Genomic DNA, 13,490 nt, shown 5'->3' with positions numbered 1-13,490 from the left:
AGTACTATTTGCAAGATACTTTTCAAGGCTTATGTCTGATTTTTGACAATTCCACTTCCTACAGTCGGTCGAGCCCAATGCAATAAGAGCGGGATCGCCAGTGCCCAGGTCACTCCAATAAACACCAATCCCCAAACTTGACCTCCTGTACCCCAAGCTCCAGCGCCCATTCTGATTCCCGCCTCATAAGACATGGGCCCAGCCACCCCACCCAGCATCGCGCCCAATATTGGTCTATTTTGAAGCCAAGATAGAGAAGAATTGATGGTGCTGGCTACCAGCGCCCACAGCGCCCACATCCAAAACGGAGATAGGTAGGAGCTTGGCCACGCATTCTCAAAGCTTAAGTACCCCAAATGGGATAAAAGTGTGTCAGCACTCACTCCTAATATAACGGTCTTAATCACAAGCCTCAGTTCCAATAGTGACTGATTCGAACGCCAAATATAGAAGGCAACATAAAAGAAGGTGCCGATTGCTGGCCAAAAAACATGGTGGTTAGCAGCGCCCATGACACACGCAAACCAGCCTAGCTGAAAGAACAAAAAGTTCCAAAATTTAGTCATACATTGATTCCATGTAGCCAACCATAAACTACCAAACCCTCAATATACCTACAAAGAAACCATAAGCGTTCCAATCAAATATCATTTGAAATCAGCATGAATTCGTCAAAAAAACAAAGTTAAAAAATCAGAGACAAAGCATGGAAAACAATACTGCTAACAAACAGCGTCGCTCAATATTGCAAGGCTGCTTAGCAATGGGTCTAGCAAGTTACTTGAACACCAGCCTTTCGCAATCGAATTGGCCGCAAAAGCCAATGCGATTTATTGTGCCGTTTGTTCCCGGAGGAACATCTGACATTGTGGCTCGAACAGTTAGCCAAGAACTATCGAAGCAATTGCCGTTTCCAGTCATCCTTGAAAACAAAGCAGGGGGAGGCGGCGTTCCCGCAATGTTAGAGGTTTCAAAAGCGCCGGCGGATGGTTACACCATGATTCTTGGGCACGTTGGATCAATGGCAGTCAATCCCTACATCTTCACCAATACTGGGTATGACGTGAATAAAGACTTTGCACCCGTCACGCTTTTAGCCAAAGTACCAAGCCTCTTCGTAGTGCACCCAGACTTACCGGTAGAGAATCTCAAAGAATTAGTGGCCTATGCTAAAAATAATCCAGGTAAATTAAATTACGGTTCTGCCGGTAATGCCAGCGCTGGCCATCTCGCAATGGAGTATCTCAAACTCACTACGGGAATGGAAATCACACACATCCCTTACAAAGGAACCGGCCCCGCGTTAACCGATCTATTGGCAGGCAGAATCCAAGTATTCTCCGCAGGTACTCCAGCTCTACTTCAATATATTCGCTCGGGAAAGTTAAGGGCGATTGCTACCGGAACTCCGCAGAGAATTTCCTCTCTACCAAATCTTCCAACAGTAGCTGAATCGGGTTACAAGGGCTTTGAATCCGTCCAATGGTATGGAATTCTGGTGCCTGCAAATACACCTGAGAGCGTGATTAAGCGTATTCAAGAAGAGTCTTATAAAGCCCTTAGAACACCAGCCGTTGCAGAACGATTTGCAAGTGAAGATGCCGTTATTGGCGGTGGATCTCCCGCTGAATTTGCAGCCCTCATTGCCCAACAACAACGAGTCTGGAAGAATGTTGTCCTCAAGGCAAACATTCGGGCAGACTAATCCCGCAACATAAAAGAAAAAGGGCTAGAGAATATCTTCTCTAGCCCTAAGTTTGGTGGCGAATCAGGGATTTGAACCCCGGACCTGCGGATTATGATTCCGTCGCTCTAACCAGCTGAGCTAATTCGCCGAACTCACTATTGTAAATGATGAAAAGCCTTCTGTCTAAATCAGTCAGGGGAAGGCGCAGACTGCGGCCCTAAGACTTACCTTATTTGGAAGCTACTCATTGCTTCATCTCGGTTATAGCGCACGAAAACCTCGATTTTTTTGGCTAAAAAGAGCTTTTTCAGGACCTCGTCCTTATTTTCAAAAACAATGGCCGTTTGCTCGGGGTAATGAGAAAAAGGGTCGCTAATCACCTCAATCGCCTGACCATCTACCTTGATCAGGCGAATGGTGCGCTTATGGAGGCGATCAGGCCGAATAAAAATCAGACGCTTGACGTATTTATCCAAGACCAACTTCTGACCCTGATCATTGGTCTTATAGTAATAAACCAACTCATCCTTGCCGTTGGTCGTAATATCGCGCTCCTCATCCCACTTCGCATAGGCTGATTGAACAGCAAGTCCGCAAAGAACAATTGTCACAACTAGCCTAAAAAGATGCATCATTTACTTTCTCAATTTGATCAATTCATCTTATCAGTCATCTGAGTCTATGCGCTTAATATCTATTTCTACCGGTAAAGTTGTGCCGCTCTTTGGCTCACATCATCCAAACTATCAACGGGTAGCATCGGCCATTAATAAAGAATCTATCAGCAATTTAGATCACCCACTTCCAATTGAAATTACTCGTCTAGGCGTCTCGGGTGACGAGCAGGCCGACCCATCGGTACATGGGGGGATCGAGAAAGCAATCTATGCTTACCCAATAGAGCATTACGGTTTTTGGAATGAACTACTCACACGAGAAACAAAAAAGTTAGTTAGTCTTCCGCTGGGCGCTTTAGGTGAGAACTTCACGATTGAGGGCCTACTTGAGACTGAAGTATTTATTGGCGACAGACTTCACATTGGCGATTTGGAATTTACCGTAGTCAAATTGCGCGAACCCTGCTTTAAGTTCAATGCCAAGATGGGGTACAAAGGTGCGGCAAAAGCGATGCTGCAATCAGGATTTAGTGGGTGGTACTTACGCGTAAATCAAACCGGCATACTCACAGCGGGCGCTGAGATTAAAGTGGTGCCAGGTCTAAGAATGACTTCTATAGCCAATCAGAATCAAGCGCTTTTTAATCGCAGCAATCAGAAAAATCTTTGGGATTAATTTGAGGAATAAAAAAACCCGACCATTTCTGATCGGGTTTTTATTTGATGCAGACTAAAACGACTTAGTCTTTTGCGTAGATATCTACGTCTTTTGTTTCACGTACAAACAGTACACCGATTACCAATGTCATCGCAGCGATGATGATTGGGTACCAGAGACCGTAGTAAATGTTACCGTTTTGCGCTACCAAGGCGAAGGAGATCGTTGGCAACAAGCCACCGAACCAACCGTTACCAATATGGTATGGCAAAGACATAGAGGTGTAACGAATGCGGGTTGGGAACATCTCAACCAACATCGCCGCGATTGGGCCATAAACCATGGTCACCAAAATCACCAAGTACACCAACAAGAGCAATACAGCAACATAGTTCACGTCAGCTGGGTTTGCTTTAGCTGGGTAACCAGCGGCATTCAATGCCTCACGAATCGCTTTCTTGAACTCAGCATCTTTTGCTTTCGCATCAGCTGGAGCCAAGCCTTTTGCTGAGTAGCCAGTGATTTCTGTATCACCAATCTTCACAACTGCTGTAGAGCCTGCAGGACCAGCAACAGTGCTGTAGCTAGCAGAGTTGGAAGCCATCACTTGCTTTGCGATATCGCAAGAGCTAGTGAACTTAGCAGTACCTGTTGGGTTGAACTGGAATGTACATTCGTTTACATCAGCAGTAATAGTTGCTGGTGATGTTGCCATTGCTTTTTCTAATGCTGGGTTAGCAAAGTGAGTCAAGGCATTAAATACAGAAACTGGTGTATTTGGAATGTAAGTAATTACAGCCAATAACAAGCCACCCATGATGATGACCTTACGGCCAATCTTGTCTGACAAGCTACCGAATACTACGAAGAACGGCGTGCCGATTACCAATGAAGCAGCAATCAATAAGTTCGCTGTCTTAGCGTCTACCTTCAACACTTGTGTGAGGTAGAACAAAGCATAGAACTGGCCTGTGTACCAAACCACCGCTTGACCTGCAACCAGACCAAACAATGCCAAGATAACAATCTTCAAGTTCTTCCATTGACCGAATGACTCTGTCAAAGGCGCCTTAGATAATTTGCCTTCATCTTTCATCTTCTTGAAAGCTGGGGATTCGTTCATAGACAAACGGATCCAAACAGAAATAGCCAACAAAGCGATAGAAACGATGAATGGAACACGCCAGCCCCAAACTTCAAAGTCTGGACCAGTAAATTCACGTGTGAACAAAATCACAAGCAAGGACAAGAACAAGCCAAGAGTAGCTGTTGTTTGAATCCAAGCTGTATATGCGCCACGCTTACCATGAGGAGCGTGCTCAGCAACGTAAGTTGCAGCACCACCGTACTCACCACCCAAAGCCAAACCTTGAAGCATACGTAATGCGATCAAGATTACTGGGGCAGCAACGCCGATAGTTGCATAGTTAGGCAGAATACCCACGATGAAAGTGGCACCACCCATCAACAAGATCGTCACCAAGAAGGTGTATTTACGACCAATCAAATCACCTAAGCGACCGAATACTAAAGCGCCAAATGGGCGAACGATAAAACCGGCAGCAAACGCTAGCAACGCGAAAATGAAGGCTGAACCTGCATCTAGGCCTGAGAAGAATTGCTTGGCGATAACGGCAGCCAATGAACCGTAAAGATAAAAGTCGTACCACTCAAAAACCGTACCCAAAGAGGAAGCAAAAATAACTTTGCGCTCTTCAGCGGTCATTGGGGCTGCTTTAGTTGATGTTGACATCAGTAGCTCCTAACTATTTTTATTGAATAAATAACAACGGGTCGATTATGGCTTGAAAAAAATCAAAGAAATCCACTACTTAGGGTAATTCCCCATCAAATTAGATCGGGGTTTTCCCGAAAAATCGTCAAAGTAGATGCAATGAAGCAACAAGTATTCTCCTAGCGTCTAATAAGGAATCGGCAATATATTTATTGGGGACAAAATAACCATGCAACAAAAATGGGGAATTAGGGGAATGGCAGCGGCGCCCCACTCGCTGGCATCTGAATCGGCGCTTGCTGTGCTCCGTGAAGGCGGTAACGCCCTTGAGGCGATGATTGCCGCAGCCGCCACCATCGCGGTCGTCTATCCCCATATGAACTCTATCGGTGGTGATTCTTTCTGGGTGATTCATTCACCTGGTAAGGCAATCGGCGGAATTGATGCCTGCGGTGCAACCGCTGGCCTAGCAACCAAGCAGTGGTATGCGGAGCGTGGCATTACTTCTGCCATTCCGTTTAGGGGAGCTATTGCAGCCAATACTGTTGCAGGCACCATTTCTGGCTGGGGTGCTGCTCAGAAACTTTCGCAACAAGGTCTTGGTGGCAAGCTTCCACTCTCTCGCTTACTGGCTGATGCGATTCACTACGCCGAAGCTGGAGTGCCAGTCACACGCAGTCAATCCAGTTTGACGGAAAAGAAGAAATCAGAGTTAAGCCCTATCCCTGGATTTGCAGAGACATTTTTAGTTGATGGCAAGGCGCCCAAGGTAGGCAGCATCTTCAAACAAGAGCGTCTTGCAAAAACGTTGCGTCAAATTTCTCGCAAAGGAACAGAAGATTACTACCGTGGCGATTTAGCTGAATTAGTTGCCAAGGAGCTCACAGATATCGGCAGCCCTCTAAGGCTATCGGATCTTCATCGCCATCAAGCAAAACTCATTGACCCACTTGAACTCAAGCACAGCATGGGGAATGTCTACAACATGACGCCACCAACCCAGGGCGTTGTGTCTCTGATGATCATTGGCATACTGGATCAACTTAATCTCAAGCGCTTCAAGGTCGACAGCGCTGAGTACATTCATCACTGTGTTGAGGCTACTAAACAAGCATTTAAGGTGCGCGATCAATTTGTCACCGACCCAGCGTACATGAAAAAAAATGCGCAGTCTTTCCTAGCCCCTGCTTTCTTAAAGAAGTTAGCAAAAAATATTGATGCTGAAAAAGCGTTGCCCTGGGGCCAAGGCAAAGGACCGGCCGATACGATTTGGATGGGTGTGGTTGATGGCAATGGAAATTGTGTTTCCTTTATTCAAAGCATTTATCACGAGTTTGGGGCTGGAATTGTTTTGCCAAAGTCAGGCATCAATTGGCAAAACAGAGGATGTAGTTTCTCGCTTGATCCAAAAACCCTCAATCATCTTGAACCTTATCGCAAACCATTCCACACATTGAATCCAGCGATGGCTTTATTTAAGGATGGTCGGTCTATGGTGTACGGCACGATGGGGGGCGATGGTCAACCCCAAACACAGTGCGCCGTCTTTACTCGTACAGCAATATATGGACTTGATCCGCAAGATGCGATCAGCCGCCCACGCTGGCTACTTGGCAGAACCTGGGGACAAACTAGCGACAGCTTAAAGTTAGAGTCACGCTTTAGTCCGTGGGTTGCCAAAGAGCTGCACTCTTTAGGTCACGAGATTGAAATACTCGATGCCTTTGATGAAAACATGGGCCATGCTGGCTGCATTATTCGTGACCCATCAGGCACATTGCACGGCGGCTGGGATCCTCGTAGTGACGGGGCAGTTAGCGCGTTTTAGTAATGAATAATTTGGGTACGGTTAGATCCCAGTAGATAGCAGCTGCCCGCAAACTAAAGATAGCCAACATACAAATCACTGAGCCCTCAAGCGTGAACTCGGGGAAGAAATTCAAAATCAGGATGTATAAAAAACATCCTAGCGTTACTGGAATGGCATATAGTTCATGCGACATCAGCAGTGTTTTTCTACCTGCCAAAATATCGCGCAAGAGGCCGCCGCCAATTGCAGTAACCACACCCAAAATGACTGGAGCAACTGGCAACCCAAAACCTAAATTCCAAGCCTTATCCGCACCTTGAATTCCAAACAAAGCTGCGCCCAATCCATCGATATATAGCATCCAACGATAAATCTGCGGTTGAGTAAAAAAAGACTCGGCCACGAAAGTGACGACACATGCGCCCAAAGCTACCCAAATATAAATCTGCGCGATTGACCAAAATGCAGGCACCTCCAGGATGATGTCACGTAGGGTTCCGCCGCCAATTGCAGTGATCACACCTAGAACTAGCACCCCAAAAAGGTCTACGCCACGATCGGCGATAGCCAATACTCCAGTAACCGCAAAAGCAATTGTCGCGATGATGCCAATCCAGAAATTAATTTGATCCATAGCATCTAGTCTAAATCACCGCAGATATAGACTCAATGAAGCCCCAATATACTGAGGGATATGACATCAGGAATCTTTTATGAAACCTCAGCTTTATAGTTTTTGGCGAAGCTCTGCAGCCTTTCGGGTGCGCATTGCTTTGAACCTAAAAGGAATGGATTACGAAGTAATTCCAGTTCACCTTCTCAAGGAGGGCGGCGAACAATCCTCCTCAAGTTATACCAACAAAAATCCCAATCGCTTAGTGCCCCTTTATACCGATGGTAGTCATACCATTCATCAATCTCTTGCGATTATTGAGTACCTCGAAGAGATTCAAGCAACTCCAGCCCTGCTACCAAAAACTGCAATCGACCGTGCATGGGTGCGCGCTGTCGCCATGGATATTGCGATTGAAATTCACCCGATAAATAATTTAAGAGTATTGCGCTATCTCATCAAAACCTTGGGTATCAGTGCGGAGGCAAAAGATACCTGGAATCAACATTGGATGAATTTGGGTTTAGCGAGCCTAGAAAAACAATTGAGTACAGATTCAAGGGTGGGTCGCTTTGCTTATGGCGATGAGCCTGGCTTGATTGATATTTGCTTAGTTCCGCAAATCTTTAATGCGCTTAGCGCAAAGCTAGATATAAATACTTATCCAACGCTCATAAAGATATTTAATGAGTGCATGACGCTACCAGCATTTATTGACGCCTCTTGGGAAAATCAAATAGACGCAGAGGGATCAAATCCCACTACCACTCCACCACAAAAATAGTGAGAGCGTTAACAAAGATCCTACCGTGGTAATTAAGACCACCCTAGAAATGACCCGACCATCTGCCTTGAAATATTGAGCCAACATAAATGGTCCAGTCCCAGTAGGAAGCGCCGATAGAATCACTACCGCCCCCACCCACAGTGAAGGTAAATCCAAGATGGGGCCAGCAATCGACCAGGCCAACAAGGGCTGTAATATCAGTTTTGCAAAACTAATCGCCCACGCTTGCTGAGGAGCGGAATCTTCTTTTTTCATTAAAAATAAACCGATCGACACCAGGGCACACGGCGTCGCCGCTGCCGCCAGAAATAAAATTACTTGCATTAGTGGCTCATATAAAACCAGACCCGTTGAGGACCATAGCAACCCAACTACAGGCGCAAGTAATAATGGGTTTGAGCAAAGAGACTTGCCTACGCTCCAACAAATTTCATGGGGCCTCTTTCTAGAAAGCATACTAATTTCTATTAATACAGTGGAAAAAGCAAACATGGTCATAACAATAAAAGTTGAAATGATTGCTGGCGCTAAACCGTCTTCTCCAAGGGCGAGAACACACAAAGGAATGCCCATATAACCGGTGTTTGAATAAGAAGCGCTTAAGCCAGCAAAGCTAGCAACTGCCAGATCGCGATTACGAAACCAGCTAAACATAAAGATGAGAATAAATATTGCTAGGCAGCTGAGAAAAAATGCCGTAATAAATCCTGGCTGCCAAAGCGTCTGCCAACTACTACTTGATGCAAAGCTAAATAATTGTGCTGGCAATGCAAGCCAGACAACAAATCGATTTAGTTCAACAGAGGCGCTCTCGCCCAACTTACCCGTTCTACCGCAAATGTAACCAATTAGAATGAGCGCGAATACGGGGAAGACAACATTAAATACGTAGAGCAATTTTATGGCCGCCTTTTAGGCGATCTTTTTTAATGTCTTTTGATAGCGCTGTGCATTTTTGACGTAACGACCTGCGATATCCTCAATACCAGCCATCTGCTCCGGAGTGAGCGACTTCACAACTTTGGCAGGCGAACCCAGAATCATGGAGCCGTCGGGAAACTCTTTTCCTTCAGTCACTAATGCACCAGCACCGACCAAACAATTTTTGCCAATTTTTGCGCCGTTTAGGATAACCGCGCCAATGCCAACTAAACTGCCATCGCCTACATTACAACCATGCAACATCACTTGATGACCGACAGTAACATTCTTGCCCAATACGAGAGGGTAACCAGGATCAGTGTGCAATATGGATGCATCCTGCACATTACTACCTTCACCAATCTGAATGAGGTCGTTATCACCCCGAATAACCACCTGGGGCCAAACGCTCGCGTTCCGATGAAGTTCTACTCTACCGATTACTTCCGCGCTCTCGGCAACCCAAGCCCCCTCCGCTAATTGGGGGGCGTTTCCGTCAAGTTCAAATATAGCCATAACCCATTATAAGTAATAGCCATATCAGGAAGGCTTACCAGTTAGGCTCTCGATCTGGAGTAGAGGAAATCCGGTGAATACTGAGGTCTGCACCGTCGTATTCCTCTTCGTGAGACATCCGAATTCCGAAAATCAGCTTTAGAAGGCCATAAACTACAAAACCACCCACCAATGCAATCAAAACACCTAAGGCGCTACCTATCAATTGGCCCGTAAACGTGACCCCACCGATACCGCCCAGCGCTTTTGTCCCAAAGATGCCTGCAGCCAACCCACCCCATAAACCGCATAAGCCGTGCAAAGGCCAAACACCTAAAACATCGTCAAGCTTCCAGCGGTTTTGCACCAAGGTAAACATATATACAAATAGAGCACCAGCAATGAGTCCTACAAGCAATGCACCCATGGGATGCATCAAATCCGAGCCAGCACAAACAGCCACCAAACCAGCCAATGGGCCGTTATACGTAAAACCAGGATCATTACGGCCAACAATCCAGGCAGCTAAAGTGCCGCCAACCATCGCCATCAAGGAATTGATTGCTACGAGACCGCTGACCTTATCAATCGTTTGCGCACTCATCACGTTAAATCCAAACCAACCTACCGCTAAGATCCAGGCACCCAAAGCTAGAAATGGAATGCTAGAAGGAGGATGTGCTGCAACGTGCCCCTCCTTGGTGTATCGACCCCTTCTGGCGCCCAGCAGAATCACTGCGGGCAATGCAATCCAACCGCCAACAGCGTGGACCACTACTGATCCAGCAAAATCATGAAACTCTTCGCCAGTAAGCCCTTTGATCCAGGCCTGAATACCATAATGCTGATTCCAGGCAATGCCCTCAAAGAAAGGATAAATAAAGCCAACCAAGATAAAGGTTGCAATCAACTGGGGATTGAACTTTGCCCGCTCTGCGATTCCACCAGAAATAATTGCGGGAATTGCAGCGGCAAATGTCAATAAAAAGAAAAATTTCACTAGTTCATAGCCATTTTTCTGAGCCAACAATTCAGCGCCTGAGAAAAAATTTACCCCGTACGCAATGCTATAGCCAATGAAAAAATAAGCGATTGTAGAGACAGCAAAATCAACCAGAATTTTGACTAAAGCATTGACCTGGTTCTTTTTGCGAACAGTACCTAGCTCTAGGAAAGCAAATCCCGCATGCATTGCCAAGACCATAATGGCACCAAGTAATATAAACAGGACATCGCTACCTGATTTCAACACGTCCATTGACTTCACCCCTTAATATTTTTGGCACATTATGGGGAATTCGGAGGGTCAATTTTTCAAACTGCGCACCTATTTAGTGCAAATTACCCCCATACTTTGGTTTATTATCAAATCACACTGATACAAAGGGGAACCCATGAAAAAAGTTTTAGCCGTTTTAGCTACTTTGTGCGCATTTACTGGCCTTGCACAAGCTCAAGAAAAAGTACAAGTACTTAGCACGCAGGAACTCGTTAATGTTTGTAAATTTCCTTCAAGCCCAGAATCTCGCAGTTTTTGCATAGGCTATACAACAGCAATTTATGACACCTATTTAGCTACGCGTCATCCTCAGCGCGCAAAACCCTATATTTGTGTAAAACAACCAGCTCCAACACGCGATGAGGTTATTAGTGAATTTGTGAAATTTAGTCAAGCAAACCAACAGACTTTGGATAAGCCTGCAGCAGGAGTTTTTCTTGGTTTCATGGCTTCACGCTTTCCTTGTGCTCGAAAATAATTCACGCAATTTAACTAACTCAACCCACTCAGACTTAAGGATTCAGTTGATATGAAAAAAATTATCGCCATTACCGCTGCTACCTTAGCAATTGCGGGCTGCTCTAATATGAGCAACACAGAACAACGTACATTATCTGGCGCTAGCATTGGCGCAGCTGCTGGTGCCATCGGCACAGCAATCTTCCACGGCAATCCAATTTGGGGTGCAGTAGGCGGCGCGGCTGTTGGCGCAGCTTCTGGTTATGTCTATGACGCCTACAAAAAAGAGCAGGCTTCTGAATACAACTCGGGCTACAACGCAGGCAAAAATAATCAGCCTGCAAAAGCGCCAAACTAGTTATTGCCTGCCATTAATGGCATGGTTGTAGTTTAAAAAGTTGCAATAAAAAACCCGACTTGTTCGATACAAGTCGGGTTTTTCTTTCAACGTTGTAGTTAGATCAATTCAATAACAACTGATTAATGCGTTTTACATAAGCAGCTGGATCATTCAATTGACCGCCCTCAGCTAACATCGCCTGATCAAATAGTACCTGAGTCCATTCATCAAATTGTTTGTCATCTGATTTTAATTTCACCAACAAAGGATGCTCTGGGTTAATTTCCAAAATCGGTTTCATATCTGGTGCTTGTTGGCCAGCCGCTTTAAGCATTCGCAATAAATTTCCAGAAAGCTCATTTTCATCTGAAACCAAGCAAGCAGGTGAATCAGTCAAACGGAAGGTGACACGCACATCCTTAACCTTGTCACCTAATGCCGCCTTCATACGCTCGAGCAAATCTTTAAAACTCTTTTCAGTCTCTTCATGCTCTTTCTTTTCCTTTTCATCACTTAGACTGCCAAGATCTAAACCACCCTTGGCTACTGAAGTCATTTGCTTGCCATCAAACTCTGCAAAGAAGGAGAGCATCCACTCATCCACTCGATCAAATAACAAAAGAACTTCAACACCTTTTTTACGGAAAATCTCTAGATGTGGGCTATTCTTAGCAGCGTTAAAAGTATCACCAGTAACGTAATAAATCTTATCCTGACCCTCTTTCATGCGAGCAATATATTCAGCTAAAGATACAGTTTGTTCAGCAGAATCAGTATGGGTACTTGCAAAGCGTAAGAGCTTCAAAATACGCTCTTGATTTGGCTGATCTTCGCCAACGCCCTCTTTTAATACCTGACCAAATTGAGTCCAAAAATTACGGTACTTTTCTTTTTTAGTTTCATCATCACTATTTGCCAAATCCTCAAGCATACTCAGCACACGCTTGGTAGAACTCTCACGAATTACTTTAACGTCGCGGGATTCTTGCAAAATCTCACGCGAGACATTTAAAGGCAAGTCTGTTGAATCAATGACGCCAGTTACAAAACGGAGGTACATGGGCATTAATTGCTCTGCATCATCCATGATAAAAACTCGCTTGACGTACAACTTAATTCCGCCACGCTTATTGCGATCCCATAAATCAAATGGGGCACGAGCTGGCACGAATAAAAGTTGAGTAAACTCACTGCGACCTTCCACGCGATTTAATGAGTAGCACAAAGGGTTCTCATAATCATGCGAAAGGTGTTTATAAAACTCGTTGTACTGCTCTTCGGTAATCTCTGATTTTGTGCGCGCCCATAATGCGCTAGATTGATTAATGCTTTCTAGCTCGTCCTTGATGACATGCTCTTTTTTATCTGCATCCCATTCTTCTTTGTTCATCTGAATAGGAAGGGAAATATGATCGGAATACTTGCGAATAATCGATTTGAGCTTATGGGTAGAGAGGAAGTCATCCTCACCTTCGCGCAAGTGCATGGTAATTGATGTGCCACGCTGAGGGCGATCAATATTCTCTACTGTAAATTCCCCAGAACCATCCGACTCCCAGCGGACACCATCTGAAGCTGGCAAACCTGCACGGCGCGTTTCAACGGTAATACGATCAGCCACAATAAAAGCGGAATAGAAACCTACGCCAAACTGACCAATTAAGGCGGCGTCTTTTTGTTGATCCCCAGAGAGTTTTGAGAAAAATTCTTTTGTGCCAGAGCGCGCAATCGTTCCCAGGTTGGCGATTACCTCATCGCGACTCATGCCAATACCATTATCTGAAATGGTTACGGTTCTAGCAGCCTTATCAAAGCTGACTTTAATTTTTAACTCAGAGTCATCACCATACCAATCGGGATGCTCGATACCCTCAAAACGCAACTTGTCTGATGCATCTGAAGCATTTGAGATTAATTCGCGCAGGAAAATTTCCTTGTTCGAATACAAGGAATGAATCATGAGTTGTAAAAGTTGCTTTACCTCAGCCTGAAAGCCTAAAGTTTCTTTGCTAGCTACAGTCATGTGAAGACACCCTCTTAAAAGTATTTAACCCCCTCTACATGGGGACTATTTATACAATTTCAAGGG

Annotated in this window: 14 protein-coding genes and 1 tRNA gene; 6 read left to right on the top strand and 9 right to left on the bottom strand. The window is 45.1% G+C overall.

The window, feature by feature from the left end; all coding sequences use genetic code 11:
- Window positions 1-29 precede the first annotated feature (29 nt).
- Window positions 30-566 (bottom strand): DUF2878 domain-containing protein, encoded by a 537-nt coding sequence (locus AOB49_RS09165; RefSeq protein ID WP_062310235.1) that lies wholly within the window; start codon window positions 564-566, stop codon window positions 30-32.
- 140 nt (window positions 567-706) lie between these two features.
- On the opposite strand from AOB49_RS09165, the gene AOB49_RS09160 reads away from it, so the two are divergent.
- Window positions 707-1,705 (top strand): Bug family tripartite tricarboxylate transporter substrate binding protein, encoded by a 999-nt coding sequence (locus AOB49_RS09160; protein ID WP_062310232.1) that lies wholly within the window; start codon window positions 707-709, stop codon window positions 1,703-1,705.
- A 53-nt stretch (window positions 1,706-1,758) separates the two neighbouring features.
- Here the strand turns inward: AOB49_RS09160 and AOB49_RS09155 are convergent.
- Window positions 1,759-1,835: transfer RNA gene (locus tag AOB49_RS09155), tRNA-Met, on the bottom strand.
- 76 nt (window positions 1,836-1,911) lie between these two features.
- Entirely contained in the window at window positions 1,912-2,322 is a 411-nt protein-coding gene (locus AOB49_RS09150; RefSeq protein ID WP_062310229.1) for a hypothetical protein, read from the bottom strand.
- A 46-nt stretch (window positions 2,323-2,368) separates the two neighbouring features.
- Here AOB49_RS09150 and AOB49_RS09145 point away from each other — a divergent pair, with 46 nt between their 5' ends.
- The gene (locus tag AOB49_RS09145; RefSeq protein WP_062310225.1) at window positions 2,369-2,980 is read left to right on the top strand and encodes an MOSC domain-containing protein; all 612 of its coding nucleotides are present in this window, start codon (window positions 2,369-2,371) and stop codon (window positions 2,978-2,980) included.
- A 64-nt stretch (window positions 2,981-3,044) separates the two neighbouring features.
- Here AOB49_RS09145 and AOB49_RS09140 read toward each other — a convergent pair whose 3' ends face one another.
- Window positions 3,045-4,715, bottom strand: a complete 1,671-nt coding sequence (locus AOB49_RS09140; protein ID WP_062310223.1) for an MFS transporter — start codon at window positions 4,713-4,715, stop codon at window positions 3,045-3,047.
- 211 nt (window positions 4,716-4,926) lie between these two features.
- Here AOB49_RS09140 and AOB49_RS09135 point away from each other — a divergent pair, with 211 nt between their 5' ends.
- Window positions 4,927-6,525, top strand: a complete 1,599-nt coding sequence (locus tag AOB49_RS09135) for a gamma-glutamyltransferase family protein (RefSeq protein ID WP_172793424.1) — start codon at window positions 4,927-4,929, stop codon at window positions 6,523-6,525.
- Here the strand turns inward: AOB49_RS09135 and AOB49_RS09130 are convergent.
- Entirely contained in the window at window positions 6,512-7,141 is a 630-nt protein-coding gene (locus AOB49_RS09130) for a trimeric intracellular cation channel family protein (protein ID WP_062310220.1), read from the bottom strand. The genes AOB49_RS09135 and AOB49_RS09130 overlap by 14 nt on opposite strands.
- A 79-nt stretch (window positions 7,142-7,220) precedes the next feature.
- Here AOB49_RS09130 and maiA point away from each other — a divergent pair, with 79 nt between their 5' ends.
- Window positions 7,221-7,904, top strand: a complete 684-nt coding sequence (gene maiA, locus AOB49_RS09125; RefSeq protein ID WP_062310217.1) for a maleylacetoacetate isomerase — start codon at window positions 7,221-7,223, stop codon at window positions 7,902-7,904.
- Here the strand turns inward: maiA and AOB49_RS09120 are convergent.
- The 3 genes from AOB49_RS09120 to AOB49_RS09110 are packed head-to-tail and all read right to left on the bottom strand — an operon-like array spanning window position 7,872 to window position 10,581.
- Window positions 7,872-8,804: an AEC family transporter gene (locus AOB49_RS09120; protein ID WP_062310214.1), complete on the bottom strand. Its 933-nt coding sequence runs from the start codon at window positions 8,802-8,804 to the stop codon at window positions 7,872-7,874. The two genes, maiA and AOB49_RS09120, sit on opposite strands and share 33 nt — an antisense overlap.
- 15 nt (window positions 8,805-8,819) lie before the next feature.
- On the bottom strand, window positions 8,820-9,344 hold the full coding sequence (locus AOB49_RS09115) for a gamma carbonic anhydrase family protein (protein ID WP_062310212.1): 525 nt from the start codon (window positions 9,342-9,344) through the stop codon (window positions 8,820-8,822).
- Window positions 9,345-9,378: 34 nt separating this feature from the next.
- Entirely contained in the window at window positions 9,379-10,581 is a 1,203-nt protein-coding gene (locus AOB49_RS09110) for an ammonium transporter (RefSeq protein ID WP_062310210.1), read from the bottom strand.
- A 136-nt stretch (window positions 10,582-10,717) separates the two neighbouring features.
- Between AOB49_RS09110 and AOB49_RS09105 the strand changes: the two genes are divergently transcribed.
- Both AOB49_RS09105 and AOB49_RS09100 read left to right on the top strand, forming a co-directional pair.
- Window positions 10,718-11,080: a Rap1a/Tai family immunity protein gene (locus AOB49_RS09105; RefSeq protein WP_062310207.1), complete on the top strand. Its 363-nt coding sequence runs from the start codon at window positions 10,718-10,720 to the stop codon at window positions 11,078-11,080.
- A gap of 51 nt (window positions 11,081-11,131) precedes the next feature.
- The gene (locus AOB49_RS09100; RefSeq protein WP_062310205.1) at window positions 11,132-11,419 is read left to right on the top strand and encodes a glycine zipper domain-containing protein; all 288 of its coding nucleotides are present in this window, start codon (window positions 11,132-11,134) and stop codon (window positions 11,417-11,419) included.
- A 103-nt stretch (window positions 11,420-11,522) separates the two neighbouring features.
- Here AOB49_RS09100 and htpG read toward each other — a convergent pair whose 3' ends face one another.
- Window positions 11,523-13,424, bottom strand: coding sequence for a molecular chaperone HtpG (htpG, locus tag AOB49_RS09095; protein WP_062310203.1), 1,902 nt, complete (start codon window positions 13,422-13,424; stop codon window positions 11,523-11,525).
- Window positions 13,425-13,490 lie beyond the last annotated feature (66 nt).

Origin of the sequence: Polynucleobacter sinensis, from assembly GCF_001595985.1 — a bacterium.
GTDB classification, from domain to species: domain Bacteria; phylum Pseudomonadota; class Gammaproteobacteria; order Burkholderiales; family Burkholderiaceae; genus Polynucleobacter; species Polynucleobacter sinensis.
Note: the sequence above shows the minus strand (reverse complement) of the source record. Positions and strands in the feature narration are given on the sequence as shown.